25 protein-coding genes are annotated in these 24,595 nt (G+C 76.3%); 18 read left to right on the top strand and 7 right to left on the bottom strand.

The genetic code is table 11. From position 1 onward, the window contains the following. Positions 1 to 22 precede the first annotated feature (22 nt). A complete protein-coding gene (locus tag B446_RS04860; RefSeq protein WP_020938301.1) occupies positions 23 to 607 on the top strand; it encodes a PadR family transcriptional regulator in 585 nt (194 codons plus the stop codon). A 504-nt stretch (positions 608 to 1,111) separates the two neighbouring features. On the opposite strand, the gene B446_RS04855 is transcribed toward B446_RS04860, so the two are convergent. Together B446_RS04855 and B446_RS04850 are read right to left on the bottom strand one after the other, a co-directional pair. Next, positions 1,112 to 1,660: a hypothetical protein gene (locus B446_RS04855; RefSeq protein WP_020938300.1), complete on the bottom strand. Its 549-nt coding sequence runs from the start codon at positions 1,658 to 1,660 to the stop codon at positions 1,112 to 1,114. 181 nt (positions 1,661 to 1,841) lie between these two features. After that, positions 1,842 to 2,798: a fibronectin type III domain-containing protein gene (locus B446_RS04850; protein WP_106960539.1), complete on the bottom strand. Its 957-nt coding sequence runs from the start codon at positions 2,796 to 2,798 to the stop codon at positions 1,842 to 1,844. A gap of 404 nt (positions 2,799 to 3,202) precedes the next feature. Between B446_RS04850 and B446_RS04845 the strand changes: the two genes are divergently transcribed. Then, positions 3,203 to 3,901, top strand: a complete 699-nt coding sequence (locus B446_RS04845) for a glycoside hydrolase family 75 protein (protein ID WP_020938298.1) — start codon at positions 3,203 to 3,205, stop codon at positions 3,899 to 3,901. Positions 3,902 to 4,137: 236 nt separating this feature from the next. Here the strand turns inward: B446_RS04845 and B446_RS04840 are convergent, their stop codons facing one another. The 3 genes from B446_RS04840 to dhaK all read right to left on the bottom strand — a co-directional run bounded on the left by B446_RS04840 (position 4,138) and on the right by dhaK (position 6,254). Continuing rightward, complete coding sequence (locus tag B446_RS04840; protein WP_043477633.1) at positions 4,138 to 4,524, bottom strand: PTS-dependent dihydroxyacetone kinase phosphotransferase subunit DhaM; 387 nt, start codon at positions 4,522 to 4,524, stop codon at positions 4,138 to 4,140. A gap of 88 nt (positions 4,525 to 4,612) precedes the next feature. After that, positions 4,613 to 5,215 carry a dihydroxyacetone kinase subunit DhaL gene (gene dhaL, locus B446_RS04835; protein ID WP_020938296.1) on the bottom strand — a complete coding sequence of 201 codons (603 nt, stop codon included), beginning with the start codon at positions 5,213 to 5,215 and terminating at the stop codon, positions 4,613 to 4,615. Positions 5,216 to 5,261: 46 nt separating this feature from the next. Then, a complete protein-coding gene (gene dhaK, locus B446_RS04830) occupies positions 5,262 to 6,254 on the bottom strand; it encodes a dihydroxyacetone kinase subunit DhaK (RefSeq protein ID WP_020938295.1) in 993 nt (330 codons plus the stop codon). A gap of 307 nt (positions 6,255 to 6,561) precedes the next feature. Here dhaK and B446_RS04825 point away from each other — a divergent pair, with 307 nt between their 5' ends. Continuing rightward, on the top strand, positions 6,562 to 6,906 hold the full coding sequence (locus B446_RS04825) for a DUF3040 domain-containing protein (RefSeq protein WP_020938294.1): 345 nt from the start codon (positions 6,562 to 6,564) through the stop codon (positions 6,904 to 6,906). 246 nt (positions 6,907 to 7,152) lie between these two features. On the opposite strand, the gene B446_RS04820 is transcribed toward B446_RS04825, so the two are convergent. Next, positions 7,153 to 7,716, bottom strand: coding sequence for a hemerythrin domain-containing protein (locus B446_RS04820; protein WP_020938293.1), 564 nt, complete (start codon positions 7,714 to 7,716; stop codon positions 7,153 to 7,155). A 1,144-nt stretch (positions 7,717 to 8,860) separates the two neighbouring features. Between B446_RS04820 and B446_RS04815 the strand changes: the two genes are divergently transcribed. The 14 genes from B446_RS04815 (at position 8,861) to B446_RS04750 (ending at position 23,532) form a co-directional block, all read left to right on the top strand. Then, complete coding sequence (locus tag B446_RS04815; RefSeq protein WP_020938292.1) at positions 8,861 to 9,856, top strand: NAD-dependent epimerase/dehydratase family protein; 996 nt, start codon at positions 8,861 to 8,863, stop codon at positions 9,854 to 9,856. Between the two features lie 32 nt (positions 9,857 to 9,888). Further along, positions 9,889 to 11,541: a carbamoyltransferase gene (locus B446_RS04810; protein WP_020938291.1), complete on the top strand. Its 1,653-nt coding sequence runs from the start codon at positions 9,889 to 9,891 to the stop codon at positions 11,539 to 11,541. Further along, entirely contained in the window at positions 11,538 to 12,533 is a 996-nt protein-coding gene (locus tag B446_RS04805) for a glycosyltransferase family 2 protein (protein WP_020938290.1), read from the top strand. Before B446_RS04810 ends, B446_RS04805 begins: the two co-directional genes overlap by 4 nt. Continuing rightward, positions 12,530 to 13,144, top strand: coding sequence for a D-glycero-alpha-D-manno-heptose-1,7-bisphosphate 7-phosphatase (locus B446_RS04800; RefSeq protein WP_020938289.1), 615 nt, complete (start codon positions 12,530 to 12,532; stop codon positions 13,142 to 13,144). Before B446_RS04805 ends, B446_RS04800 begins: the two co-directional genes overlap by 4 nt. Beyond that, positions 13,141 to 14,151: a glycosyltransferase family 9 protein gene (locus tag B446_RS04795; protein WP_043477627.1), complete on the top strand. Its 1,011-nt coding sequence runs from the start codon at positions 13,141 to 13,143 to the stop codon at positions 14,149 to 14,151. Before B446_RS04800 ends, B446_RS04795 begins: the two co-directional genes overlap by 4 nt. After that, on the top strand, positions 14,148 to 15,110 hold the full coding sequence (locus B446_RS04790; protein WP_020938287.1) for a glycosyltransferase family 4 protein: 963 nt from the start codon (positions 14,148 to 14,150) through the stop codon (positions 15,108 to 15,110). Before B446_RS04795 ends, B446_RS04790 begins: the two co-directional genes overlap by 4 nt. After that, a complete protein-coding gene (locus tag B446_RS04785) occupies positions 15,107 to 16,345 on the top strand; it encodes a glycosyltransferase (protein ID WP_020938286.1) in 1,239 nt (412 codons plus the stop codon). Before B446_RS04790 ends, B446_RS04785 begins: the two co-directional genes overlap by 4 nt. Then, positions 16,342 to 17,061: a D-sedoheptulose-7-phosphate isomerase gene (locus tag B446_RS04780; protein ID WP_020938285.1), complete on the top strand. Its 720-nt coding sequence runs from the start codon at positions 16,342 to 16,344 to the stop codon at positions 17,059 to 17,061. Before B446_RS04785 ends, B446_RS04780 begins: the two co-directional genes overlap by 4 nt. After that, positions 17,058 to 18,497 carry a PfkB family carbohydrate kinase gene (locus B446_RS04775; RefSeq protein ID WP_020938284.1) on the top strand — a complete coding sequence of 480 codons (1,440 nt, stop codon included), beginning with the start codon at positions 17,058 to 17,060 and terminating at the stop codon, positions 18,495 to 18,497. Before B446_RS04780 ends, B446_RS04775 begins: the two co-directional genes overlap by 4 nt. After that, the gene (locus B446_RS04770; protein WP_020938283.1) at positions 18,494 to 19,483 is read left to right on the top strand and encodes a glycosyltransferase family 9 protein; all 990 of its coding nucleotides are present in this window, start codon (positions 18,494 to 18,496) and stop codon (positions 19,481 to 19,483) included. Before B446_RS04775 ends, B446_RS04770 begins: the two co-directional genes overlap by 4 nt. Further along, the gene (locus B446_RS04765) at positions 19,473 to 20,402 is read left to right on the top strand and encodes a glycosyltransferase family 2 protein (RefSeq protein ID WP_020938282.1); all 930 of its coding nucleotides are present in this window, start codon (positions 19,473 to 19,475) and stop codon (positions 20,400 to 20,402) included. Before B446_RS04770 ends, B446_RS04765 begins: the two co-directional genes overlap by 11 nt. Positions 20,403 to 21,154: 752 nt before the next feature. Then, positions 21,155 to 22,411 carry a GAF and ANTAR domain-containing protein gene (locus B446_RS04760; RefSeq protein WP_020938280.1) on the top strand — a complete coding sequence of 419 codons (1,257 nt, stop codon included), beginning with the start codon at positions 21,155 to 21,157 and terminating at the stop codon, positions 22,409 to 22,411. 342 nt (positions 22,412 to 22,753) lie between these two features. Beyond that, a complete protein-coding gene (locus B446_RS04755; RefSeq protein ID WP_020938279.1) occupies positions 22,754 to 22,957 on the top strand; it encodes a hypothetical protein in 204 nt (67 codons plus the stop codon). Positions 22,958 to 23,052: 95 nt separating this feature from the next. Then, a complete protein-coding gene (locus B446_RS04750) occupies positions 23,053 to 23,532 on the top strand; it encodes an RpiB/LacA/LacB family sugar-phosphate isomerase (RefSeq protein WP_020938278.1) in 480 nt (159 codons plus the stop codon). A gap of 92 nt (positions 23,533 to 23,624) precedes the next feature. Here B446_RS04750 and B446_RS04745 read toward each other — a convergent pair whose 3' ends face one another. Then, positions 23,625 to 23,990: a DUF6479 family protein gene (locus B446_RS04745; RefSeq protein WP_020938277.1), complete on the bottom strand. Its 366-nt coding sequence runs from the start codon at positions 23,988 to 23,990 to the stop codon at positions 23,625 to 23,627. A gap of 144 nt (positions 23,991 to 24,134) precedes the next feature. Here B446_RS04745 and B446_RS04740 point away from each other — a divergent pair, with 144 nt between their 5' ends. Continuing rightward, the gene (locus B446_RS04740) at positions 24,135 to 24,509 is read left to right on the top strand and encodes a ferredoxin (RefSeq protein ID WP_043477618.1); all 375 of its coding nucleotides are present in this window, start codon (positions 24,135 to 24,137) and stop codon (positions 24,507 to 24,509) included. Positions 24,510 to 24,595 lie beyond the last annotated feature (86 nt).

Raw genomic sequence — 24,595 nt, 5'->3', positions numbered from 1 at the left:
GGCGCGTCCCTAGGATGAGGCCATGTCACTCCCGCACGCCATCCTCACCGCCCTGCTGGAGAAGCCGTCGTCGGGCCTCGAACTGACCCGCAGGTTCGACAAGTCGATCGGGTACTTCTGGTCGGCCACGCACCAGCAGATCTACCGCGAGCTGGGGAAGCTGGAGGGCGAGGGCCTCATCCGCACGCTGCCGGCCGAACAGCCGGCCCGTGGGCAGAAGAAGCGGTACGAGGTGCTGCCCGCCGGCCGCGCCGAACTGGCCCGCTGGACCGCCGCGGCCCAGGACCCCAAGCCGCAGCGGGACGTCCTGCTGCTGCGGCTGCGGGCCGCCGCGGTGGTCGGCACGGCGGGCCTGGAGGCCGACCTGCGCCGCCATCTGGAGCTGCACCGGCGGCAGTTGACCGAGTACCAGGAGATCGAGCGGCGGGACTTCCCACCGGACCGGGACGCCCCGCAGGACCGTCTGCGCCACCTGGTCCTGCGCGCCGGCATCGACCTGGAGACCTTCTGGACCCGCTGGCTCACCCACGCCCTGACGGAACTCGCCGCCCTCCCCGACGAGGGCCCGCCCCCCGACCCGCGAACACCGGACAACACGCCCGCCTGACGCCCGCCCGGACGACCGCCGGCCACCAGAGTTCCGGGAGGGGCAACCGGGCCGGGGCTGAGGGGACGCCCACGGGGCCGGAGCCAAGAAGGTGCCCAGGAGACGCCCGCCGGGTCGGGGTAAAGGAGCGGCGTCTGCCGGGCCGGGGTTCCCCCGCCGGGCTCGGGGGTTCAGGGGCCGCCCGCCGGACCCGAGTGGAGGGGGAGGGGGCGTCTGCCGGGGCCGGGGCTGAGGGGCGCCCAGCGGATCGGGAGTTCAGGGGGTGCCCACCGGTCCGGTTGCTGTGAGGACGCCCGCCGGGCCGGAAGCTCAAGGGGCGCCCACCGGACCCCGGGCTCAGGGATGGCCACCAAACCCCGGGCTCAGGGATGCCCACCGGAGCCCGGGCTCAGGGATGGCCGCTGGGTCGGGGCTCAGGGGGGTCCGCCGGATCCGGGGTCCAGGGGCGCCCACCCGGCGTAGGCCGAGAGGGGTGCCCGCCGGGCCGGGGCAGTGGGGGTCGGCTCAGAGTCGGTAGGGCTTCGAGCGGCGGCGCAGGAACCAGGCCGCGGCGATGACCCCGGAGCCCACCAGCGCCGCGCCGACGCCCACGGTGAGCGGGCCGTAGTCACGGGCCGCGCCACCGAGACCGCCCATCACACCGCGCGAGGGCGCGGGCTTGGACGTCGAGGAGATCGTGGGGGCCGCCGGGGCGGCCGGGGCGGAGACGATGACGGACTGGGTCCCGGCGCTCAGACCGTTCGAGCAGAGCACGGCGACCGTGTACGTCCCCGGGCTCACCCCGGACCAGGCCGCGGACTGGCTGACGGTGGTGCCCGACAGGGCCACCTGCCGGCCCTGGGCGAAGTTCGCCTCGCGGCTGCCGAGGAGCGAGGCGGTTCCCCAGCTGCCGTTGGTCTGCGTGCAGGCGCTGGTGACGACCGAGACCGTGGACCCGGTGGTGCTCACCGAGATTCCCGAGGCCGCGGCCGACGGCCCGGCCAGCGAGGCCGGGAGCGCGGCGGCGGCCGCCAGGGTCAGGCCGGAGCGGAGGATAAGGCGGGAGTTACGCATTGGCTGGCCCTCCGGCGGCACGGTTGGCGGTACGTCCCATGCGCCGCCGAGGGTCGGGAAACGTCCGTGCTGCCTCAACGGCAGCAAACGTCCTCCGTGATCCCGCCGCATGCGGACCGCACCCGGTCGGGTGACGACGGCGCGCCGCTCCGGTGCCGTCCCGGGCCCTACGGGCCGTGGTTCAGCGGGCCGCGCCGGTGGTCACCGTCCGCTCGGCCGAGAAGCCGCCCCAGGTGCCGTCGGGCAGCCGCGCGCGCAGCCGCACCCGGTGCCCCGCCCCCGCGTCCCGGCCGGCGTAAAAGCTGTAACGGGCCCGGCCGCGCGGCGGGTCGCCGCCCCAGACGAGAGAGGTGGCCGTGCTGCCGTCGAGCAGGATCCGGTACTCGGTGATCACGCCGTCCACCCGCGGTGGATCCCACGCCAGGTCGATGTAGTAGGCCCCGGCCGACCGGTGGCTCGTGGCGGTGAAGCCGGACGGCGCGGTGGCCCGGCCGTCGTCGGTGCCCGCAGTGGCGAGCCGCACCGGGGCGCTCTCGGGCGACAGGTTGCCTGCCGCGTCCCGCGCCCGCACGGTGAAGGCGTACCGGGTGCCGGGACGCAGTCCGGTGAGCACGGTCGCGGTCTGGCCGCCGCCGACACTGTGGATCTTCACGCCGCCCTGCAGGACGTCGTACGACACCACGCCCCGGTCGTCCCGGGAGGCGCCCCAGGAGAGCTGGACCGCCCGGCTGCCGACCACCCGCCCGGCCGGCCGCGACGGGCGGCCGGGGGCCGAGCGGTCCGCCGCCGCGAGCGCGGGCGTCCGCGCCCGCACCGCGCGGCTGGGCGGCCCGAGCCGGCCGCCGGTGTCGCGTGCCCGCACGGTGAAGGCGTACCCGGTGGACGGCCTGAGCCTGACGACGTCCACCATGTGCTGGGAGCCCGGCACTTCGGCGACCCTCGTCGAGCCGCGGTACACCTCGTACGAGCGGATCCCCGGACCGGAGGGCAGCGCGTTCCACATGACGTGCACGCTGGACGCGCTCCCGGCCGCGGCGGTGACACCGGTCGGGGCGCCGGGCGCGCCGCCGCCCCCGTCGTCGGCCGCACCGCCCCAGCCGCAGGACGCGACCAGCAGTACGACGCCGAAGGCCGGCATGAACCGCGGGGGGACGTGTCGCACGGCTCCGCCTCCCTGCGGACGGCATCACGGCAAAGGTCCGGACCAATATGGCCCGACCGGGGCGGCCGCGGCAAGGGGCGGTGTTGCCCGTCGTGCGGGGGAGTTACGTATGCTGAGGTCTCCCAACGGGACGAACTCCCCTCGATCGCAGGGAAGTTCACGCTCAGGCGCGGAAAACGCTGTCGTCGCCGGACCCGCGCCGGCCTGGGCGGCCGGGGGGCTCGGGGTGATGTTCCCCCGGCCCCCCGGCCCCTGGTTCGCCTCTCGCCAGGCGTCGGCCGACTGCTCCATCCGGCCCCATAGGGGTGTCAGGTGCTCGCCCATTGGTCCCGTTATTGGGCATGGTGTCCGGAATGTCCCACGAGGAGAGGTCCCTCAGAGTGCGTGTCCAGTCGCTGACGCTGGCCGTGGCCGGCGCCGCCCTGCTCGCCCCGACGACGCTTCCGGCCGCCGCCGCCGCGCCACCCCGGCAGGAGCCCGTCGGCCGTGGGGAGGGCTCCGTGGCTGCGGCCGACCTGCTGGACCGGGTGCGCACCTGCGCCCAGGTCTCCCGGGGCCGGTACCGCACCGACGACGGCACCCGGCGCAAGGTCCCCGTCTGCGCCACGCCCAAGGCGGTGTTCTGGAAGGCGGACCTGGACGTCGACTGCGACGGACGCCCGACCGCCCGCTGCAACCGCCGCACCGACCCGCTGTTCTTCGCCGCCACCGCCTTCCAGCAGTCCGACGGCCGCCACCTGAACGCCGAGACGCTGCCCTACATCGTGATCCCCGCCGCCAGCCGCGTGTGGAACCCCCGGGCGCAGGGCGTGCGCGGCGGCTCCGTGGCGGCCGTCGTCTACCGGGGACGCGTGCAGTACGCGGTGGTCGGCGACACCGGCCCGCGCGAACTCATCGGGGAAGCCTCCTACGCCACCGCCCGCGGCCTCGGCATCGAGGCCGACCCACGCAGCGGCGGGGCCGACTCCGGCGTCACCTACATCGTCTTCAAGGGCTCCCGGATCTCGCCCATCGAGGACCACCGGGCGGCGGTGGCGGAGGGGGAGCGGCTGGCCCGGAGGTTCGTCGGGGCCAAGTGAGAGCGTGCCGTGAGGCGGCCGGCCGCCCGGCGGACGCGGATACGGATGCGGATGCGTGCCGACGGTGCCGGTGCCGGTGCTGTCCGTCCGGAGGGCTCGGACGGACAGCACCGACGGACGGCTCACGCCTTCCCGCGGCCGCGGTGCACACCCTCCGCCGGCCGAGGTTCCTACCTTCCGCCGGCCGTGGCTCACGCCTTCCGTGGCCGAAGGTCACGCCCTCAGGTGCCTGCGGTTCAGACTTTCCGGTAGCCGTACGCCTCCCCGGCCGCCGCCTCCACCGCGTCGAGATCGGCGCCCGTGGCCGCCGTGACCACGGCCGCCACCGCGCCCTCGACGAACGGCGCGTCCACCAGGCGGGCGCCGTCGGGGAGTTCGTCGCCCTCGGCGATCAGCGCCTTCACCGTGAGCACCGCGCTGCCGAGGTCGGTGAGCAGGGCCACGCCCGCACCCCGGTCCACCGACGCCGCGGCGGCGGAGATCAGCTCGGCACTGGTGCCCAGCCCGCCGCCCTCCGTGCCGCCCGCCGGGGCGACGGGGACACCGGCCGCCCCGCCGGCCAGGCCCTTCGCCAGTTCCGCGACGGCGGCGGCGACCTGCGCGCTGTGGGACACCAGGACGATCCCGACCGCCTTCTCGCCTCCCTGCCCGCCCTTCCCGTCGTCCCCGTCGTTCCCGCCGCTCGTGGCGCGGCCGCTGTCGTCGCTCACCTCAGGCTCCCGACGCCGCTTCTTGGAGCGCCGCGATCAGCAGCGCGGAGGACGTGGCGCCCGGATCCTGGTGGCCGATGCTGCGCTCGCCCAGATAGCTCGCCCGGCCCTTGCGCGCCTGCAACGGCGTGGTGGCCACCGCGCCCTCCTCGGCGGCCGCCCGGGCGGCGGCGAAGCCGTCGGGGAGCGCGTCCACGGCCGGCGCCAGGGCGTCGATCATGGTCTTGTCGCCGGGTGCCGCGCCGCCGAGCGCCATCACCCCGTCCACGCCCGCCCGCAACGCCTCGGCCAGTTGGGCCTCGTCGACCTCGGCGGCATCCCCGAGCGCCTTCCCGGCGCGGCGCAGCAGGGTGCCGTACAGCGGCCCGGAGGCCCCTCCGACCGTCGAGATCAACTGGCGTCCGGCCAGGGTGAGCACCTGACCCGGGGTCTCCGGCGACTCCTTCTCCAGGGTGGCCCTGACGGCCGTGAACCCGCGCTGCAGATTGCTGCCGTGATCGGCGTCCCCGATGGCCGAGTCGAGGGCGGTGAGCCGTTCCGCCTCCCGGTCGACGGACGCGGCGGCCACCGTCATCCAACGGCGGAAGAAATCGGCGTCGAGCACTGGATCTCCTTGCGTGGTAGGGGTGTTGACCGCTTCGTCCGCCGTATCACATCCCCCAGCGCAGTGCCGGGGTGCTCACCGGCGCGTCCCACAGCCGCAGCAGTTCCTCGTCGACCTGGCACAGGGTGACCGAGGCGCCCGCCATGTCGAGGGAGGTCACGTAGTTGCCGACCAGGGTGCGGGCCACGGCCACACCGCGTTCCCCGAGCACCCGCTGCACCTCGGCGTTGAAGCCGTACAGCTCCAGCAAAGGGGTGGCGCCCATGCCGTTGACCAGGACCAGCACGGGATTGCGTGGAGTCATGTCGTCCAGGACGGCGTGCACCGCGAAGTCCGCGATCTCCCGGGAGGTCATCATGGCCCGCCGCTCCCGGCCCGGTTCGCCGTGGATGCCGATGCCCAACTCCAGCTCTCCGGCGGGCAGGTCGAAGGTCGGACTGCCCTTGGCCGGGGTGGTGACGGCGCTCAGCGCGACGCCGAAGCTGCGGGAGTTCTCGTTCACCTGGCGCCCGACGGACTCGACCCGCTCCAGCGGCTGCCCCTCCGCCGCCGCGGCTCCCGCGATCTTCTCCACGAACAGGGTGGCGCCGGTGCCGCGCCGCCCGGCCGTGTACAGGCTGTCGGTGACCGCCACGTCGTCGTTGACCAGCACCTTGGCGACCTGGATGCCCTCGTCCTCGGCGAGTTCGGCCGCCATGTCGAAGTTGAGCACGTCGCCGGTGTAGTTCTTCACGACGAACAGGACGCCGGCGCCGCTGTCCACCGCGGCCGCGGCGCGTGCCATCTGGTCCGGCACCGGCGAGGTGAACACCTCTCCCGGGCAGGCCGCCGAGAGCATGCCGGGACCGACGAACCCGCCGTGCAGCGGCTCGTGCCCCGACCCGCCGCCCGAGACGAGCGCGACCTGCCCGGCGACGGGCGCGTCCCGGCGGACGATCACCCGGTTCTCGACGTCTACGGTCAACTCCGGATGCGCGGCCGCGATCCCCCGCAGCGCGTCCGCCACGACGGTCTCCGGGACGTTGATCAGCATCCTCATCAGTGCCTCCTAAGAAGCCTCATCCGCTCGGCGACGGACGGAAGGGGAGTCCTGCTCCTCAGTATCGGCCTTGCGGCAGTCAAGGTCATGTCCACTGCAGCCACGGATCCTGCGGCGGCCGCGGCGGCCGGACCGCCCGCCCGGCGGAGAGCGGCCCCCCGGCCGGGGGAAGTTGCCTGGAGCCTCACCGCCCCGGCCCCGGCGCCGGGACGGGCACGGCCGCTTGGACCGGGGCCCGGTGGGGAACCCGGGGGTCCGGAGAGACGAGTACGCAGGCCGCGGGCGGCCGGAGGAGGTGGCGTTCTCCGTGAACGACTGGGAGACCCCCGACGACGTACGGCTCTCGCCGCGCGAGCGCGTCGCGCTGCTGATCATCGAGGCCGAGCTGCGGCAGGACCGGCGGCTCGCGCACCGGATGCGGGCGACGCCGGGCCGGTCCCGCCTCCGCCGGGGCCCGTGGCTGCTGCTCGCCTTCCTGCTGCTCGGGTGCGCGTCCGTGTTCACCGCCGTGGTGGGGATCCAGACCTCGGACCCCTCGCTGCTGTGGTGCTTCGCCCTTCTGTGGCCCCTGACCCTGCTGCAGGGCTTCCGCCTGCTGTGCCGCGCCACCCGCCGGCGGCCCCCGTCCGGCGGCGTGAGCCCGTGGCTCTGACGTGGCTCTCCGGCTCCGACAGGGCGGTACAGGGCGGTGGGGCGATGCCTCGGGCTCCGGCTCCGACAGGGCGGTACAGGGCGGTGGGGCGATGCCTCGGGCTCGCAGCTCTCGCTCGTGCTCCTGGCTCTGCACGGATTGCTCCTGGGCTCTGCACGGAGACGCCACGGCGCCTGCCGAACACATGATCATGTGTTCGGCAGGCGCCGTGGCGTCCCGGGTGGTGCGGCGCCTCCCCGGTGGAGATCAGCCTTCCTTGCCCCGCCCGGACATCGCGTCCCGCAGCCGGTCGACCAGACCGGCGCCCGGTGCCAGCATCTTGTTGGCCGGGGGCTTGTCCGGTGCCGTGGGGTGCGGGCGGGTCGGCGCGGTCTTCTTCGCCCGGCGCACCTTGTCGCCGAGCTCGTCCAGTGCCTCCGGCGAGCAGGCCGCCTGGAGCATCGGGAAGAGGTTCTGCTCCTCGTCCTCCACATGGGACCGGATCTCGCTCATCAACCGGGTCATGAGGGTGTCGAACTGCGGGTCGTCCGCGTCCAGGCCCTCGATGTCCTTCATGATCTGCTCGGCCTCGGCGTGGTCCTCGAGCTCCTTGTCGGCCAGCGCGTCGCCGCCCTTCACGTGCTTGCGCACCGCCGGGTACAGGTAGGCCTCCTCGGCCACCGAGTGCCGGACCAGTTCGATGGTGGCCTGGTCGGCGAGCAGCTTGCGCTCCTTGGAACCGGGCGGCAGCGCCTCGAAGCGGCCGAAGATCTCCTCGACCTCACGGTGATCGGTCGTCAGTTCGTGGATGACGTTCCCGCCGTGACCCATGTCGTTACCTCCTCGTGTGCGCGGCGGCCGTCGCCGGCCTGCCGGTCGCAGCGCCGAGTGCCCCGTCCCCGGAGCGCTACACGACTCGCTTCCGTCCGTCAGCGCTTCGAGTGACAGCCCCCCGCCGTTCGGCCCGCCCCCCGCCGGCCCGCGCCTCACCGATGACCGAGGCTCCGCCGCCCCTTGCCCCGTCCACACCCGAGGCCCGCCCCCAGCCCGGCGCCTGCGCCCAAGGGCCGCCCCGTGCCGGTGCCCGTGCCCCGGGCGCCCCCGCGCTCGCGCCGAAAGCTGCTCCCCGGCGTGTGCCGGCGCCCCAGCGCCGCGTCCGCGCCCGAGGCCCCTCCTCGGCCTGTGCCCGCGGGCGAGGGCCGCCCCGAGCCTCGCGCCTGTGCCCGGGCGCCGCCCCGTGCCGGTGCCCGCGCCCGGTCGCCCCCGCGCTCGCGCAGGGGCCCGTCCCCGGCCTCTCCTTGCGCTCCGCGCCCGTGTTCGGGCCGGAGAGCCCCCCCGCGCCCGCACCCCGCCCCAGGCCCCCGGGTTCCACTCCTCGCTCCGCCCGCGCCCGTACCCCGTCCCCCCGGCCCCGTCCCTACGGTCGGTGCGGCGCGCGTGGCGGCCAGTTGCCGACAGGTTCCGAACCTGGCACGCGTCCGCTCGTCCGCCCTCGCCGCCGCCCCGGTCGCGGACGCCGGATCCGGCGGTCGGGCGCGCGCGGCGGCCGACCCGGCCGGATCTCGCGAAAGTGCAGTTCAGAGGCTTGGGCAAGCGGACTTTCGACCCAGCTGCGCGACCGTCTGAGTCGCGAGAGTGCCCGGCCGCGAACACAATCGGAATCAACGTGTGAAGCCGACCGGCACGGGAACACAGTGCCAGTGCCGTCCAGCCAGTGGCGGCCGACCAGGGCGGTCCTCCCGATCAGCGGGGACCCGGGCCCTGCCGTCATCCCATCAGCGTCCGTCCCCGGGGAGCCGACGACGACGTCGGCCGGACCGTCCCGTACGCGCCGCGCCACCCGCGCGGAAGCGCCACGAGGACGCGCGGCACGCGACCACCGCGACGACCGCGACCACCGTGAGGTCCGCGCGGAGCGCAGAAGCCCGCGCGCGAAGACCGCGAGCACCGCGAGCGCGCGGACGGAGGAAGAGTCATGACTGGTGAGACCCTTGCGGTTCCCTGGCGGCGTGCCCTCGTGACCGGCGGCGCCGGCTTCCTGGGTTCCCATCTGTGCGAGCGGCTCCTGGATTCGGGTGCCGAAGTCGACTGCGCGGACAACCTGGTGTGCGGACGGCGCGAGAACGTGGCGCATCTGGACGGCAGGACCGGCTTCCGTTTCGTCCACTGCGACGTCTCCGCCCCGGACTGCGCGCGGCGGCTGCCGGGACCGTACGACCTGGTTCTGCACTTCGCCTGCCCCGCCTCGCCCGCCGACTACCTGCGCCTGCCGCTGGAGACCCTGGACGCGGGCAGCCTCGGCACCCGCAACGCCCTGGCCGTCGCGGAGCGTGACGGGGCCCGGTTCCTGCTCGCCTCCACGTCCGAGGTGTACGGCGACCCCCTCGTCCACCCCCAGCACGAGGGCTACTGGGGCAACGTGAACCCGGTGGGACCGCGCAGCGTGTACGACGAGTCGAAGCGGTTCGCCGAGGCGCTCGTGACCGCGCACGCCGGGGCGCACGGCACCGACGCGGGCATCGTCCGCCTGTTCAACACCTACGGGCCGCGGATGCGCGCGCACGACGGGCGCGCCGTGCCCACCTTCATCAGCCAGGCGCTCGCCGGCGAGCCGCTCACCGTGACCGGCGACGGCAGCCAGACCCGTTCGCTGTGCTACGCGGACGACACCGTCGACGGGGTGCTGCGGGTGGCCGCCAGCCGGTCCGTGCGGCCCGTCAACATCGGCGGCGCCGACGAGATCACCATGGCCGACCTGGCCCGCCGCGTGGTGGCCCTGACCGGTTCGCCCTCCCCGATCGTGTTCATCGACCGGCCCGTCGACGACCCCGGCCGGCGCCGCCCCGACACCAGCCTGGCGCGCGAGCTGCTCGGCTGGTCGCCGCAGGTGCCCTGGGAGGAGGGCCTGAAGCAGACCATCGCCTACTTCGCCGGTCAGCCGCCGGACGGGGAGCCGGCCGTCCGGTCCTGACCCCCGCCCCTCCGCAGCCCTGGAGACAGCGCATGCACGTCCTCGGTATCAACGCCCTCTTCCACGACCCCGCCGCGGCCCTGGTCTCGGACGGCAAGGTGGTGGCGGCCGCGGAGGAAGAACGTTTCTCCCGTCGTAAGCACGGCAAGCGGCCCCTCCCCTTCTCCGCCTGGGAACTGCCCGAGCAGTCGGCCCGCTGGTGCCTGGAGCACGCCGGTCTCACCCCCGCCGACCTGGACGCCGTCGCCTACTCCTACGACCCCGCGCTCGCCCGCCCCGCCGAACGCATGGGTCTCGACGACCCCTGGGACCACCTGCGCCAGGAGTACGCCCGCCGGGCCCCCGGCTTCCTCGCCGAGGCACTGCCGGGCCTCGATCCGGCCAAGGTCCGCTTCGTCGCCCACCACGTCGCCCACGCGGCCTCCGCCGGGCCCATGTCGCCGTACCCCGACTGCGCCGTCCTCGTCCTCGACGGGCGCGGCGAGTGCGGTTCGCACCTCGCCGGCCGCTACACCAACCGGGAGCTGACCGTCCTCGGCGCCCAGCAACTGCCCGACTCCCTGGGCCTGTTCTACGAGGACCTCACCCAGCACCTCGGATTCCTGCGCAGCAGCGACGAGTTCAAGGTGATGGCCCTCGCGTCGTACGGCACCCCGCGCTTCGCCGACCGCCTGCGCGCGTACGTGCACGCCGACGACACGGGCGGAGCCGGCGGACCCCACGGTTTCCGGGCCCGTCCGGTGCCCTGGGCCGAGCTCGTCCCGCCACGCCCGCCGGGCGGCGACTGGAGCCGGGACCACGCCGACCTCGCCGCCAGCGCCCAGCTCTGCCTGGAGGAGACCGTGCTCGCGCTCGCCCGCCGGCTGCGCGAACACACCGGCGAGGACGCCCTGGCCCTGGCCGGCGGCGTCGCGCTCAACTGCGTCGCCAACACCCGGCTGTGGCGGGAGAGCGGCTTCCGGCACGTGTGGGTGCAGCCCGCCGCCGGAGACGCCGGCACCGCCCTCGGCGCGGCCGCCCACGTGGCAGGCCAGAAGGACACCCTGGAGCCGATGCCGACCGCCGCCCTCGGCCGCGGCTGGAGCGACGACGAACTGCGCGCGTGGCTGGAACGGGCGGCCGTCCCCTACGAGGAGCCCGCCGACATCGCCGAGACCGCCGCCGAGGCACTGGCGGCCGACGGCATCGTGGCCTGGTTCCAGGGCCGCGCCGAGTACGGGCCGCGCGCCCTCGGACACCGCTCGCTGCTGGCCCACCCGGGCCACGCGGCGAACGTCGAACGCCTCAACGCGGTCAAGGGGCGCGAGGAGTTCAGGCCCGTGGCCCCCATGGTCCTCGCCGAGCGCGCGGCCGAGCTGTTCGACGGCCCGCTGCCCAGCCCGCACATGCTCTTCGTGCACGACGTGGCCGCCGACTGGCGGGCCCGCATCCCGGCCGTCGTGCACGTCGACGGCACCGCCCGCATCCAGACCGTGGACCGCGCCGAGGAGCCCCTGGTGGCCCGGGTGATCGACGGGTTCGAACGGCGCACCGGGCTGCCGGTGGTGGTCAACACCAGCCTGAACACCGCCGGGCGGCCCATGGTGGACGACCCCCGCGACGCCCTGGAGTGCTTCGGCTCCGCCCCCGTCGACCTGCTCGTCCTCGGCCCCTTCGCGATCCGGCGACGAAAGGCCTTCGCATGACACCCGCGCCCGCCTACACCGTCGTCGTCCCGACGATCGGCCGCCCCTGCCTCGCCGAGTGCCTGCGCGCCCTGGCCGGGGCCCGGGAACACCCGCCGCACGAGGTGATCGTGGTCGACGACCGGCCCGGCACCGAGGGCGACCTGCCCCTGGAGGCCGCCGGGCCGCTGCTCGACCGGGTCCGGACCCTGCGCACCGGCGGCAAGGGGCCGGCCGCGGCCCGCAACGCCGGGTGGCGCACCGTCCGCACCCCCTGGACCGTCTTCCTCGACGACGACGTCCAGGTGCTCCCCGACTGGTCCCGCAGGCTCGCCGACGACCTGCGGGGGGCCGGCGGGGAGGTCGGCGGCATCCAGGGGCGGCTCAGTGTCCCGCTGCCCGAGGACCGCCGGCCCACCGACTGGGAACGCAACACCAAGGGCCTGGAGAACGCGGCCTGGGCCACCGCCGACATGGCGTACCGGACCGCCGCGCTCACCCTGGTCGACGGCTTCGACGAACGCTTCCCGCGCGCCTTCCGCGAGGACGCCGACCTCGCCCTGCGCGTCGAGCGCGCCGGCTGGACCCTGTGCCGGGGCACGCGGGTCACCCGGCACCCCGTGCGCGCGGCCCACTGGTGGGCCTCGCTGCCCGCCCAGCGAGGCAACGCCGACGACGCCCTGATGAGCCGGCTGCACGGACGCGACTGGTGGCGCCGCGCCCAGGCGCCCCGCGGCCGGCTGCCCCGGCACCTGGTGGTGACCGGCGCCGCCCTCGCGGCGGCCGGGTGCGCCCTGACGGGCCGCCGCCGCGCCGCCGCCGTCTGCGCCGCCCTGTGGACCCTGGGCACCGCCGAGTTCGCCCTGGCGCGGATCCTGCCGGGTCCCCGTACCGCCCGTGAGGTCGCCGGGATGCTCGGCACCAGCGTGCTCATCCCGCCGCTCGCCGTACGGCACTGGACCCGCGGAGTCCTGCGCCACCGCAACGCCGAACCTCTCGGAGGTGCCGGGTGAACACCGACCGGCCTCCCGTCGCGGCCGTGCTGTTCGACCGCGACGGCACCCTCCTCGCGGACGTGCCCTACAACGGGGACCCCGACCGCGTACGGCTGCTGCCCGGCGCCGCGGCCGCGGTCCGGCTGGCCCGCCGGGCCGGCCTGGGCACCGCCGTGGTGAGCAACCAGTCGGGCATCGGCCGCGGCCTGCTCACGACCGAGCAGGTGCGCGCCGTCAACGAGCGGGCGGACCACCTGCTCGGCGGCCTCGGCGCCTGGCTCTTCTGCCCCCACGTCCCGGACGCCGGCTGCGCCTGCCGCAAACCACGCCCGGGCCTGATCCTGGCGGCCGCCGCCCGGCTCGGCGTCCCGCCCGCCCGGTGCCTGGTGATCGGCGACATAGCGGCGGACGTCCTGGCCGCCCGCGCGGCCGGCGCCCGCGGCGTACTCGTACCGAACGCGGCCACGGCCCCCGCCGAGGCCCGGCTCCTCGCCTCCGCGCGTGCCCCCGACGTGCTGACAGCGGTGCGCGGGGCCCTGCGGGAGGCGCCGGACGCGAAGGAGGCGGCCCGAGCGGCGGACGAGAGCCCCGCCCCCGAGGGGACCCGGTCCGGGAGGTGGTCGTCGTGAAAGCCCTGGTCGTCAGGCTCGACAGTTTCGGTGATGTGCTGCTCGCCGGGCCCGCCGTGCGGGCCGTCGCCGCTCACTGCTCGCACGTGGCCATGCTGTGCGGGCCGCGGGGAGCCGCGGCCGCCCGGCTGCTGCCCGGCGTGGACGAGGTGCTGGAGTGGGAGGCGCCCTGGGAGGGCTTCGACCCGCCCGCGGTCGACGTGGCCGACGTCGACCGGCTGCTGGTACGCCTGCGCGCGGCCGCCTTCGACACCGCCCTGGTCCTCACCTCCTTCCACCAGAGCCCGCTGCCCACCGCACTGCTGCTGCGGCTCGCCGGCGTCACGCGGATCGGCGCCGAGAGCGTCGACCACCCCGGCCGGCTGCTGGACGTACGCCACCGGCGCCGCGAGGGCCGGCACGAGGCCGAGGCCGCGCTCGACACCGCGGCCGCCATGGGCTTCACGCCGCCCGAGGGCGACGACGGGCGGCTGCGCGTCCTGCCGCCCCCGGACACCAGCGGCATGACCGGCCACGGCCCCTACGTCGTGCTGCACCCCGGCGCCACCGCCCCGGCCCGCGCCTGGAGCGCCCACCGGTGCGAGGAGGCCGTCGCGCTGCTCGCCGACGCCGGGCACCGCGTCGTCGTCACCGGCGGCCCGGACGAGACCGCGCTCACCCGCCGGGTGAGCGGGGACGTCGCCGTGGACCTCGGCGGCCGCACCGGCCCCCGCACCCTCGCCGGCGTGCTGCGCATGGCCGACGTCGTGGTCAGCGCCAACACCGGACCGGCCCACCTGGCCGCCGCAGTCGGCACCCCCGTCGTGTCGCTGTTCGCGCCGGTGGTCCCGGCCGACCGCTGGGCACCGTACGGCGTCCCCACCATCATCCTCGGCGACCGGTCGGCGCCGTGCGCGGACACCAGGGCCCTGGTCTGCCCGGTGCCCGGCCACCCCTGCCTGGACGAGGTCACCGGACAGGACGTGGTGCGCGCGGTGCACAAGCTCATGCAGGAGCGGCACTCATGAACATCCTCGTCTGGCACGTGCACGGATCCTGGCTCACCGCCTTCGTGCAGGGCCCGCACACCTATCTCGTCCCGGTCACCGAGGACCGCGGCCCCGACGGCCTCGGCCGGGCGCGGACCTGGGACTGGCCGGCCACGGTCCGGGAGGTGACCCCCGGCCAACTGCGCGCCTGCGACGTCGACCTGATGGTGCTCCAGCGCCCGCACGAACCCGAGCTCGCCCGGCGCTGGACCGGCCGCCGGCCCGGCGTGGACGTGCCCGCCGTGTACGTCGAGCACAACAGCCCCGACGAGTCACCCGAACGCCAACGGCACCCGCTCGGCGGGCAGTCCCGCGTCCCCGTCGTCCACGTCACCCACTTCAACCGGCTGATGTGGGACAACGGCAGCGCCCCGACCGAGGTCGTCGAGCACGGCATCGTCGACCCCGGCCCGCTGTGGACCGGCACCGAGCGACGGGCCGCCGTCGTCGTCAACGAACCCGTGCGCAGGGGCCGTACCACCGGGACCGACCTGCTGCCCCGGTTCGCCCGCTCCGCGCCCCTCGACGTCTTCGGCATGCGCACCGAAGGACTCGCCGGACACCTGGACCTGCCCCCCGAGCGCTGCCGCGCCCGGGACCTGCCCCAGCACGAACTCCACCGCGCGATGGCCCGCTGCCGGCTCTACCTGCACCCCGTCCGCTGGACCTCCCTCGGCCTCTCCCTGCTGGAGGCCATGTTCCTGGGCATGCCCGTGGTCGCCCTGGACACCACCGAGGTCCGCGAGGCGGTGCCCGAGGACGCCGGAGTGGTCTCCAACCGCCTCGACGTCCTGGAGGACGCCGTACGGACGTTCCTCGCCGACGCGGAGCACGCGCGCCGGACCGGAGCCGCAGCCCGGGCCGCGGCCCGGGCCCGCTACGGAGAGCGGCGCTTCCTGGACGACTGGGAGCGCCTGATCAAGGAGGTCACCCGATGAGCCGCATTCTGCCCACGGCCGGGCGCGTCGCCATGGTCTCCGAGCACGCCAGCCCCCTGGCCGCGCTCGGCGGACCGGACGCGGGCGGCCAGAACGTGTACGTGGCACAGATCGCCCGCCAGCTCGCCAGGAAGGGGTACCGGGTCACGGTCTACACCCGGCGCGACTCCCTGGGCCTGCCCGACCGGGTGACCCTCATCGACGGGGTCCAGGTGGTGCATGTGCCCGCCGGGCCGCCCGCCCCCGTTCCCAAGGACGAACTCCTCCCGCACATGGCCGAGTTCGGGGCCTACCTCAACCGGCAGTGGTCCGCCGACCCGCCCGACGTGGTGCACTCCCACTTCTGGATGTCCGGGCTCGCGGCCCTGACCGGCACCCGTGGCCTCGGCATCCCCGTCGTGCAGACCTACCACGCCCTCGGCACCGTCAAGAAGCGCTACCAGGGCGCCGACGACACCAGCCCGCCCGAGCGCCTCGCGATCGAGGAGGCCGTCGGCCACGAGTGCGCCGGGATCATCGCCACCTGCTCCGACGAGGTGGCCGAACTGCGCGCCATGGGCCTGTCCGAGGACCGCGTCACGGTCGTCCCCTGCGGGGTGGACCCGGACCAGTTCAGCCCGGTCGGCCGGCCGCGTACGGCCCCCGGCGTCCGGCGGCGGCTGCTGGCCGTCGGCCGGCTCGTGCCCCGCAAGGGCTTCGACCGCGCGATCCGCGCCCTCGCCGGGGTGCCGGACGCCGAACTCCTCGTCGCGGGCGGCCCGGAGGCCGACCTGCTCGGTACCGATCCGGAGGCCGAGCGCCTCCTCGCCATCGCCGGGGAGTACGGCGTCGGCGACCGCGTGACGCTGCTCGGCGGGGTCGGCCGGGACCGGATGCCCCGCCTGATGTCCAGCGCCGACCTCGTGCTGTCCCTGCCCCGCTACGAACCCTTCGGGATCGTCCCGCTGGAGGCCATGGCCTGCGCCACGCCGGTCGTCGCCACCGCCGTCGGCGGCCAGCTCGACACCGTCGTGGACGGCGTCACCGGCGTACGGGTCCCGGCCGACGACGACCACCACGACCTCAGCGGCGTCATCCGCGCGCTCCTCGACGACCCCGGCCGGCTCGCCGCCTACGGGGCCGCCGGAAGAGACCGCGTGCTGGCCCACTACACCTGGGACCGCGTGGCCGAAGGCGTGGCAGGGGCGTACGGCGCCGTGTCCACGAGCCCCTCGCTCCAGGGAGTCGTCCGATGAGGACCGCCACCGACACCGCGCACTGCGACGACCTGATGAAGGCCCTGGAGACGTTCCGCGACCGCGGTGCGCTCATCGAGCGCTGGGGCACCGTGCTGGCCCGCCGGCTGGGCTCCGGCGCCCGGCTGCTCGTCGCCGGCAACGGCGGCAGCGCCGCGCAGGCGCAGCACCTCACCGCCGAACTCGTCGGCCGCTACCGGGACGACCGGGCGCCGTTCTCCGCGCTCGCCCTGCACGCCGACACCTCCGCCACCACCGCCATCGCCAACGACTACGGCGTGCAGGAGGTGTTCGCCCGCCAGACCGCCGCGCACGGCCGACCGGGCGACGTGCTCATACTGCTGTCCACCAGCGGCGCCAGCGCCAACCTGCTGGCCGCGGCCGACCGCGCGCACGGCCTCGGCATGACGGTCTGGGCGATGACCGGCCGGGCCCCCAACCCGCTGCACCGCGCCGCCGACGAGGCCCTGTGCGTGGACGCCCCGGTGGCGGCCACCGTCCAGGAACTCCACCTGGTCGCCGTGCACATGCTCTGCGAGGCCTTCGACGAGGCGGTCGGGCGCGGCGAGGCCGACGGGCGCGCCGAGGACGGCCGGACCGGGACGAACGGCCGGGTGGACGGCCGCGGCGGCGTGATGGGACGCCTCGTCGGCCGGGGCCGGAACGGCCGGACCTCGGCCGGCGCCCCCGACACCCACGGGGAAGGAGCCGCATGACCGCCCCCCGCACCCCCCTGCTCGTCGTCGGCGACGCCCTGCTCGACCACGACCTGTGCGGTCGCGCCGACCGGCTGGCCCCCGACGCGCCCGTGCCGGTGGTGCACGGCACCCGGCGCAGCTCACGCCCGGGCGGCGCGGCCCTCGCCGCCTGCCTGGCCGCCGCCGACGGCCGCCCGGTCACCCTCGTCACCGCCCTCGGCGACGACGAGTCCAGCGCCGCCCTGCGCGACCTGCTGGCCGGCCGCGTCGAGCTGGTCGAACTGCCCCTGGACGGCGAGCTGAGCAGCAAGACCCGCGTGCTCGCGGGGGACCGGCCGCTGCTGCGGCTCGACGACGGCGAGGGACGCGCCCGCGAGGCCACCGCGCGGGCGCGCACGGCGGTCGCCGGCGCGGACGCGGTGCTCGTCGCCGACTACGGCCGCGGCACCGCCGACGTCCTCGGCGAGTCCCTGGCACAGGCGGCCGCGCGCGCACCCGTGGTGTGGGACCCGCACCTGCGCGGCGGCCCCCCGGTCCCCGGCGTACGGCTGTGCACGCCCTCCGCGCAGGAGGCCCGCCTCCTGGCCCAGCGGGCCGGGCAGGACGCCGAGTCCGGCGACGACGCCGGCCTGCGCACGGCCGCCCGCGACGCCCGGGCCCTCGTGCGGGCCTGGCGGGCGCACGCCGTCGCGGTCACCCTCGGCGAGCGCGGCGCACTGCTCTCGCACGGCGAGACACCCCTGCTGGTGCCGACACCGGCCGGCGTGGCCGGCGACCCCTGCGGCGCCGGCGACCGGTTCGCCGCTGCCGCCGCCGCGCTCCTCGCCGACGGCGCCCTCACGGAAGCCGCCGTCCAGGGCGCCGTGCACGCCGCCACCCGGTACGTGGCCGAGGGCGGCGCCCGCGCGGCCACCGCACCGGAACCCCACCACGAGCCGGCCGCGGGCCCGGACCCGGCGGGGGACCGGGACCCGACCGCCGACGCCCGCCGCACGGCCGCCCGGGTACGGGCGGCGGGCGGCACCGTCGTCGCCGCGGGCGGCTGCTTCGACCTCCTGCACGCCGGCCACGTCGCCCTCCTGCAGGCCGCGCGCCGGGCCGGTGACTGCCTGGTCGTCTGCGTCAACTCCGACGCCTCGGTCCGCCGGCGCAAGGGCGACGGCCGTCCCCTCGTCCCCGTCGCCGACCGGGTACGCGTCCTGCGCGCGCTGGAGTGCGTCGACGCCGTCGCCGTCTTCGACGAGGACACCCCCGAACGCGTCCTCGCCGAACTGCGCCCGCACCTGTGGGCCAAGGGCGGCGACTACGCCCGCACCCGGCTGCCCGAACAGCCGCTCGTGGAGAGCTGGGGCGGACAGGTCCTGCTGCTGCCCTACCTGGACGGCCGCTCCACCACCGGCCTGGCCCGCCGCGCCGCCCAGGCACCCGCGCCCGCCGGGGGACCGGCCCGGTGACCGCCGCCCCGCACCCCCCGCGCGTGCTGGTGCTGCGCGCGCTCGGCCTCGGCGACCTGCTGGCCGGCGTGCCCGCGCTGCGCGGCGTCCGCCGCGCCTTCCCCGGACACCGGGTCCACCTCGCGCTGCCCCCGGCACTCGCCGAGGCCGCCCGGTCCACCGGGGCGGTCGACGCCGTCTTCCCGGCCGAGGCCCCCGGCCGGGCGGTGCCCTCCCTCACGCACTGGCCGGGGCCGCCGCCCGACGTGGCGATCGACCTGCACGGCAACGGTCCCGAGAGCCGCGACGCGCTGGCCGCCCTGCACCCGCGCCGGCTGCTCGCCCACGCCCTTGCGGAGGGCCCGCCCTGGCCTGCCCACGCCCACGAACGGGACCGCTGGTGCCGGTTCCTGCACGCCTACGGCATCCCGGCGGACCCCCTCGACCTGCGCATCCCGCGGCCCACCACGCCGTCCCCGGCACCGGGCGCCGTGGTGGTGCACCCGGGGGCCGCCTCGGGCGCCCGCCGCTGGCCGGGCGAGCGGTTCGCCGCCGTCGTCCGCTGCCTGCGCGCGACCGGGCACCGCGTGGTCCTCACCGGCGGCCCCGGCGAGGACGCCCTGGTGCGCTCGGTCGCCGAACGCGCCGGGCAGCCCGGCTCCGGCGTGCTCACCGGCGGCCTGCCGTACGCCGAGCTGTCGGCCCTGGTGGCCGGGGCGTCCCTGGTGCTCAGCGGGGACACCGGACTCGCCCACCTCGCGGTGGCCCACGGGACCCCCTCGGTCACCCTCTTCGGACCCGTCTCGCCCCGGCTGTGGGGACCACCGCCCTTCCCCGAACACCTGGCTCTGTGGAAGCCCGGCCCGCCCGGCGACCCGCACGGCCGCACCCCCGACGCCCGGCTGCTGCGCCTGCGCACCGGCGAGGTCGCGGCCGCCTGCCTGACCCAGCTGCGCAGGCCGCGCACCCGGCTTCCGCGCACCGCCGAGGTGGCGCGTGTCCACTGACCGGGCGCCCCGCACCGCCCGCGCGCCCACCACCGGGCCCGACCCCCGGATCACGGTCGCCGTCATCACCCGCGACCGCTGTGCCAGCCTGCTGCGCACCCTCGACGCGCTGGCCGCGCTGCCCGAGCGGCCGCCCGTCATCGTCGTCGACAACTCCAGCTCCGACACCACCCGCAGGGCCGTCCGGCACCACCCCGCCGTCACCCGGCTGCTGTGCCCCGGCACCAACACCGGCGCCGTCGGCCGCAACCTCGCCGTCCGGCACGCCCGCACCCCCTACGTCGCCTTCAGCGACGACGACTCCTGGTGGACCCCGGGCTCCCTGCGCCGGGCCGCCGACCTCCTCGACCGCCACCCACGGCTCGGCCTGCTCGCCGCCCGCACCCTCGTCGGCGAGGAGGCCGCCGACGACCCGCTGAACGCCGTGCTCGCCGCCTCCCCGCTGCCCCGCGAGCCCGACCTGCCCGGCCGCCCGGTGCTCGGCTTCCTCGCCTGCGCCTCCGTGGTGCGCCGCGAGGCCTTCCTGAGCGCCGGCGGCTACCACCCTCTGCTCTTCTTCGGCGGCGAGGAGACCCTGCTCGCCTACGACCTCGCCGCACGCGGCTGGGGCCTCGCCTACGAACCCGCCCTCAGCGCCCGCCACCAGCCCGGGACGCAGGGCCGCACCGGCCGCTCCGGCCTGGTCCGGCGCAACCACGTGCTCACGGCCTGCCTGCGCCGCCCCTGGCCCGTCGTCCTGCGCGCGGCCGCCGACCTGGCCCTGGCCGCCGCCACCGGCCGCCCCGGCGCCCGCCGCGCCCTGCGCGAGACCCTCGAACGCCTGCCCGCGGCCCTGGCCCGGCGCCGTCCCCTGCCCCCGCACGTCGAACACGCCGCCCGGCTGCTGGACCGCCGGGCGGCCCCGGGCGCAACGCGCTGAGCCGAGGTCACCCGGACGGCCGAACCCCCGTCGTCCTCATCACCCGCAACCGCCGCGCCGAACTCCCGCGCACCCTCGCACCGCCGCGGCGGCCGCCCGAACGCCCGCGCGTCCCCGTCACCGACGACGCCTCCACGGACGGCACGGCCGAGGCGTTCGCCCGGGACCTCCCCGAGACGACCCTGCTGTGCCCCGGCCGCGACCGCACCATCGGCCGCGACCTCGCCCTGCGTCAGGTCCGCACGCGCCAGGTCGCCCTTCCGCCGGGGACGACAGCCGGTGGGAGCCTGACAGCCCCGTCCGGGGCGCCTGCCTGCTCGACACCCGACCGGGACTCGCGGATCGCGGCCGTCACCGCGCGGAGCGCCCTCGTGCCGCGCCGGCGCGACCCGGTGCCGCCGGAGCCGGAGCACCGGCCGATCGCCCCGGAGCGGGCCCGCGGGTCCTCGCCCACGCGCCGCCACGGCGGCTGAACGCCGGTTCCGCCACTGCGGCTCCGTAGCTCGCCCGATCACTCCAGCCGGCCCGCCGGTGACCGCGAGGCGGGCCGAGCGCCCGTACCGCGGCACGGTCACCGGCGGGTCGGCCGAGCGCCCCTCCCGCCGCGCGTCGACCGGCTGGTCGGCGGAGTCCCCGGACCACCGCGGGCACGGTCACGTCCGGTTGAGAGTCGGCCACGGAGCGTGCAAGGTGGTGCGACGGTCGGGAAGAGGCCGAACCGGTTCCGTGCGACATCCTCCTGTGGTGGTGCGATGAGATGCTCTTCCGGCCGCCAGGCCGCTCTGGCCCCCCTCGTCATCGAGTCGTCCGTCGTCGAGGCCGAGGGCCTCTGCGCCGAAGGCGCCCTGCTGCTGCGCATGTCCGGCACCCTGGACCCGCTGGGGGCCGACGCGTGGTCGGACGAACTGGCCGGTCACCTGGAGCGGGCCGACCTGGCCGGTCTGCGCCCGGTCCTCGACATGGGCCACGTGCAACTGGGCGGCGCCGCCGTGCTGCGCACGCTCAGGGAGACCACCCGGGCCCGCACCGGACGCCCGGACCTGATCGTCGTCCGGGCCCGCCCCGGTGTCCGCGAGGCGGTGCACCTCGCCCGGCTCGACGGCGTACGGCTCTTCGCCACCCTCGACGAGGCGCTCGGCGCCCTGGCCCCCACCGAGTCCCCGGCCGAGGAACTGCCCGTCTGGCGCTCCCAGATCGCGGACCCGCTGCGGCCCACGTACGAGGACCTGCACAGGGAGGTACGGGCCCTGCGCGCCCGGGTGCGCACCGCGCCGGTGATCGGCATGGCCCAGGGCATGCTCATGGCCCGCTACGGACTGCCCGACTCCGGCACCGCCTTCCGCGAGCTGCGTGCGGTCTCCCAGCGGTGCAACGTGCCGCTGCGGGTCCTGGTGTCCGCCGTGGTCGCCGCCCGCCCGCCGGACGGGGCGGAGTGGTTCCCCGGGCGCCGGGCGCTGCCGGTGCCCGCGTTGCGCGTCCTCGGCCGCGGCGACCGCGACCCGCGCTGCCGCAGGCCGATGATCGACGCCGTGCTGCACGCGGCACTGGCCGCCGGACGGGCGCCAGGCGGGTGGGTGCGGCTCGCCGACCCCGCGGTGAACGCCCTGGTGCCGGAGAGCCACCACGGCTGCGACGACGCACTCCTGGACCATCTGCTGCGCGGCCGGGCCTCCGACACGGCCGACGGGGCCGCGCGGAGCAGCGGGCGCCGGGTGGTCGTGCCCGACGTGGCGGGGGACCCGCGGCTCGGCGACGACGGCCGGCGCGCCCTGCTGGCCGCCGGCGCCCGCGCCCTGGTGACCCTGCCCGTGGTCTCCGCGCCGGGCTCCTGCGCCGGCGTGATCACCGTGCACTGGCCGGACGCCGGGCACCGGCCGACCGCCGCGCAGACGCGCGCCCTGGACGCACTGGCCGCCGAGACGGCGGCCTGGCTCGCCTGGTACCACCGCTCGGTGGTCCTGGACGCGCTGGAGGACCTGCACGCCACGCTGACCGGCGCACCTCGCTGAACCCACGCCCGTGCCCGCCCCGCCGGGGCAGGGGCACGTCCGTGCCCGTGCCGCCTGTGCGCGTCGCGTCCGTGCCCGTCCCGCCGTGTCCCGCCCGTGCCCCGCTCGTGCCGTTCGCGACCGTGCCCACCCCGCCGTGCGGGGTCGCGTCCGTGCCCACCCCGCCGTGCGGGGCCTCGCGTCCGTGCCCGTCCCGCCCGGGCGGGACGCGCCCGTGCCCGCGCCGACCCGCCAGGGGGCGCGCGACGGGATGTGAGAGGGGGCGCGGCGGGGGCGTCACCCGCGTCCGCCGGGGAACCCGGACCCCGCAATGACGAGCACCATCCGGAGGGAGTCCGGCGCATGTCCAATCCCCAGCAGCCCGAACAGCGGCGCAGTGACAAGGGGGGCGCCACCCCGCAGGACAGCGGCGAGCTCAAGGCCCGTGCCGCGGCCGGACGGGACGAGGCCGCCCGTCGGCAGGGCCAGGACAAGGGCGGCAAGGGCGGAAAGGGCGGCGGCGAAGGCGGCGGAGTGCCGCCCGCGCAGCAGCCCGACCACCCCTGACCCGCGCACTTCCCACAGTCCGCACGGCCCCGGGCGGCGGCGCCGGCCGCCACCGGGGCCTCTTCGCGCCGTCCCGGGGCGGCTAGGCTCGGGACATGCGGATCTCCGTCTCCTCCGACATGGACGAACCCGTCGCCCGTCTCCTCGTCGAGGAACTGCGCCGGCGCGGCCACGAGGTGAGCGCGCACGGCGCCTTGCGGCCGGGTGCCGACCCGCAGTGGGCGGTCTGCTCGGAGGCGGCCGCCCGTGAGGTCGCCGAGGGCGCGGCCGAGCAGGCCGTCGTGTGCTGCTGGACGGGAACCGGTGCCTCCATCGCGGCGAACGAGGTCCGGGGCGTGCGGGCCGCCCTGTGCACCGACGCCGCCACGGCGGAGGGCGCCCGCCGCTGGAACGACGCCAACGTGCTGGCGCTCAGCCTGCGGCTCACCTCGGCGCCGGTGCTGACGGAGATCCTCGACGCCTGGTTCGCGGCCGAGCCCAGCCGGGACCCGGAGGACCTGCGCAACGTGGCCCACGTCGGCCGCCTCGACGCCGCCGGGGACTCCCGGGGCGAGGGCGGCCGACGCGGGCCGTAGCCGCACCGGTCGTTCGCCGGGTGCCGGTGCGTTCGGTGTGTTCGGTGCGGATGGTCGGGTCGGTGGGCCGGTGGACAGTGCGGTGGTGTCGGTCAGTGGGCGCCGAGTCCGCCGCCGCCGAACGAGCCGCTCGACCCCTTGCTCCAGCGCGGGCGCTCCTGGTTCTCGCTCGTTCTGGTGTGCATGTTGGTCAGCTCGTACGGGGTGAGGGCGCGGCCGCCCTTGGGCACCTGCGGAATCTCGTCGGGTTCCCTGTTCTCCTGCAGCTCGTGCACCGCACCGTCCGGTGGCAGGTGCGGCTGCTCATCGGGGCGCGGGCGGGGGGACTCGCGGTACTTGATGCGGGAGTTCATCCAGAAGCCACCGGCGAGCATGGCCAGGAGCAACACCGCTATCAGGAAGAGCACGAGGCTCATCAGACCGCTCGCCGCGGCCAGCTGCGTCTGTGCGGTACTCATGACTCAGGAATACCCCGCCCAGACCGGGACGAACCGGACACCTTCCGTGATCGGTGGTCGCGCACCGGTCCGGCCCCCGTGGACTCCGTCCCGGCACCTCGCCCGAACACGTTTGCGGTGCCGCGGTCCGGCTACCCGCCCGGGGTGACCCCGTCGACTTCACCGCAGCAGCTCTACAGGTTCCTGGAGGACCGGTTCACCTGTGCCCAGGCCTGCACCGAGTGCGCCAGGGCCTGCGCGGTGCGCGCGAGCCTCCTCGATCCGGACGGCACCGAGCAGCAGGAGCGCGTCCGCCGCATGGGCATCATGTGTGCCGAGGTGTGCGACGCGACCTGCCGGATGCTGTCCGAGCAGAACCGTCAGGACGAGGAGGGGATCAGAGTCCAGCTGGAGTGGTGCCGCTCGGTCTCGGTGGACTGCGCGCGCGCCTTCGACGGGCAGTCCGGCGCCGAGTCGGCCGCCGACGCCTGCCGTGTCTGCGCGGACGCCTGCTCGGACTTCATGGTCACCCTGGGCTGACCGGCCGGTCCGGTCGTCCCGGCGGCGGCGGGGGAACCGCCTCCGCCGTGCGGACCGAGCTGATCCGAGCGATCCGACCCCGGCTC

This window comes from Streptomyces collinus Tu 365, from assembly GCF_000444875.1.
In the GTDB taxonomy this organism is placed as follows: domain Bacteria; phylum Actinomycetota; class Actinomycetes; order Streptomycetales; family Streptomycetaceae; genus Streptomyces; species Streptomyces collinus_A.
Note: the sequence above shows the minus strand (reverse complement) of the source record. Positions and strands in the feature narration are given on the sequence as shown.

Excerpts from the sequence above, each read along its gene's own strand:
- B446_RS04860 (WP_020938301.1), top strand. The coding sequence starts at position 23 with ATGTCACTCCCGCACGCCATCCTCACCGCCCTGCTGGAGAAGCCGTCG.
- B446_RS04855 (WP_020938300.1), bottom strand. The coding sequence starts at position 1,660 with ATGCGTAACTCCCGCCTTATCCTCCGCTCCGGCCTGACCCTGGCGGCC.
- B446_RS04850 (WP_106960539.1), bottom strand. The coding sequence starts at position 2,798 with ATGCCGGCCTTCGGCGTCGTACTGCTGGTCGCGTCCTGCGGCTGGGGC.
- dhaK (WP_020938295.1), bottom strand. The coding sequence starts at position 6,254 with ATGAGGATGCTGATCAACGTCCCGGAGACCGTCGTGGCGGACGCGCTG.
- B446_RS04820 (WP_020938293.1), bottom strand. The coding sequence starts at position 7,716 with ATGGGTCACGGCGGGAACGTCATCCACGAACTGACGACCGATCACCGT.
- B446_RS04815 (WP_020938292.1), top strand. The coding sequence starts at position 8,861 with ATGACTGGTGAGACCCTTGCGGTTCCCTGGCGGCGTGCCCTCGTGACC.
- B446_RS04810 (WP_020938291.1), top strand. The coding sequence starts at position 9,889 with ATGCACGTCCTCGGTATCAACGCCCTCTTCCACGACCCCGCCGCGGCC.
- B446_RS04805 (WP_020938290.1), top strand. The coding sequence starts at position 11,538 with ATGACACCCGCGCCCGCCTACACCGTCGTCGTCCCGACGATCGGCCGC.
- B446_RS04790 (WP_020938287.1), top strand. The coding sequence starts at position 14,148 with ATGAACATCCTCGTCTGGCACGTGCACGGATCCTGGCTCACCGCCTTC.
- B446_RS04785 (WP_020938286.1), top strand. The coding sequence starts at position 15,107 with ATGAGCCGCATTCTGCCCACGGCCGGGCGCGTCGCCATGGTCTCCGAG.
- B446_RS04780 (WP_020938285.1), top strand. The coding sequence starts at position 16,342 with ATGAGGACCGCCACCGACACCGCGCACTGCGACGACCTGATGAAGGCC.
- B446_RS04775 (WP_020938284.1), top strand. The coding sequence starts at position 17,058 with ATGACCGCCCCCCGCACCCCCCTGCTCGTCGTCGGCGACGCCCTGCTC.
- B446_RS04760 (WP_020938280.1), top strand. The coding sequence starts at position 21,155 with ATGAGATGCTCTTCCGGCCGCCAGGCCGCTCTGGCCCCCCTCGTCATC.
- B446_RS04755 (WP_020938279.1), top strand. The coding sequence starts at position 22,754 with ATGTCCAATCCCCAGCAGCCCGAACAGCGGCGCAGTGACAAGGGGGGC.
- B446_RS04750 (WP_020938278.1), top strand. The coding sequence starts at position 23,053 with ATGCGGATCTCCGTCTCCTCCGACATGGACGAACCCGTCGCCCGTCTC.
- B446_RS04745 (WP_020938277.1), bottom strand. The coding sequence starts at position 23,990 with ATGAGTACCGCACAGACGCAGCTGGCCGCGGCGAGCGGTCTGATGAGC.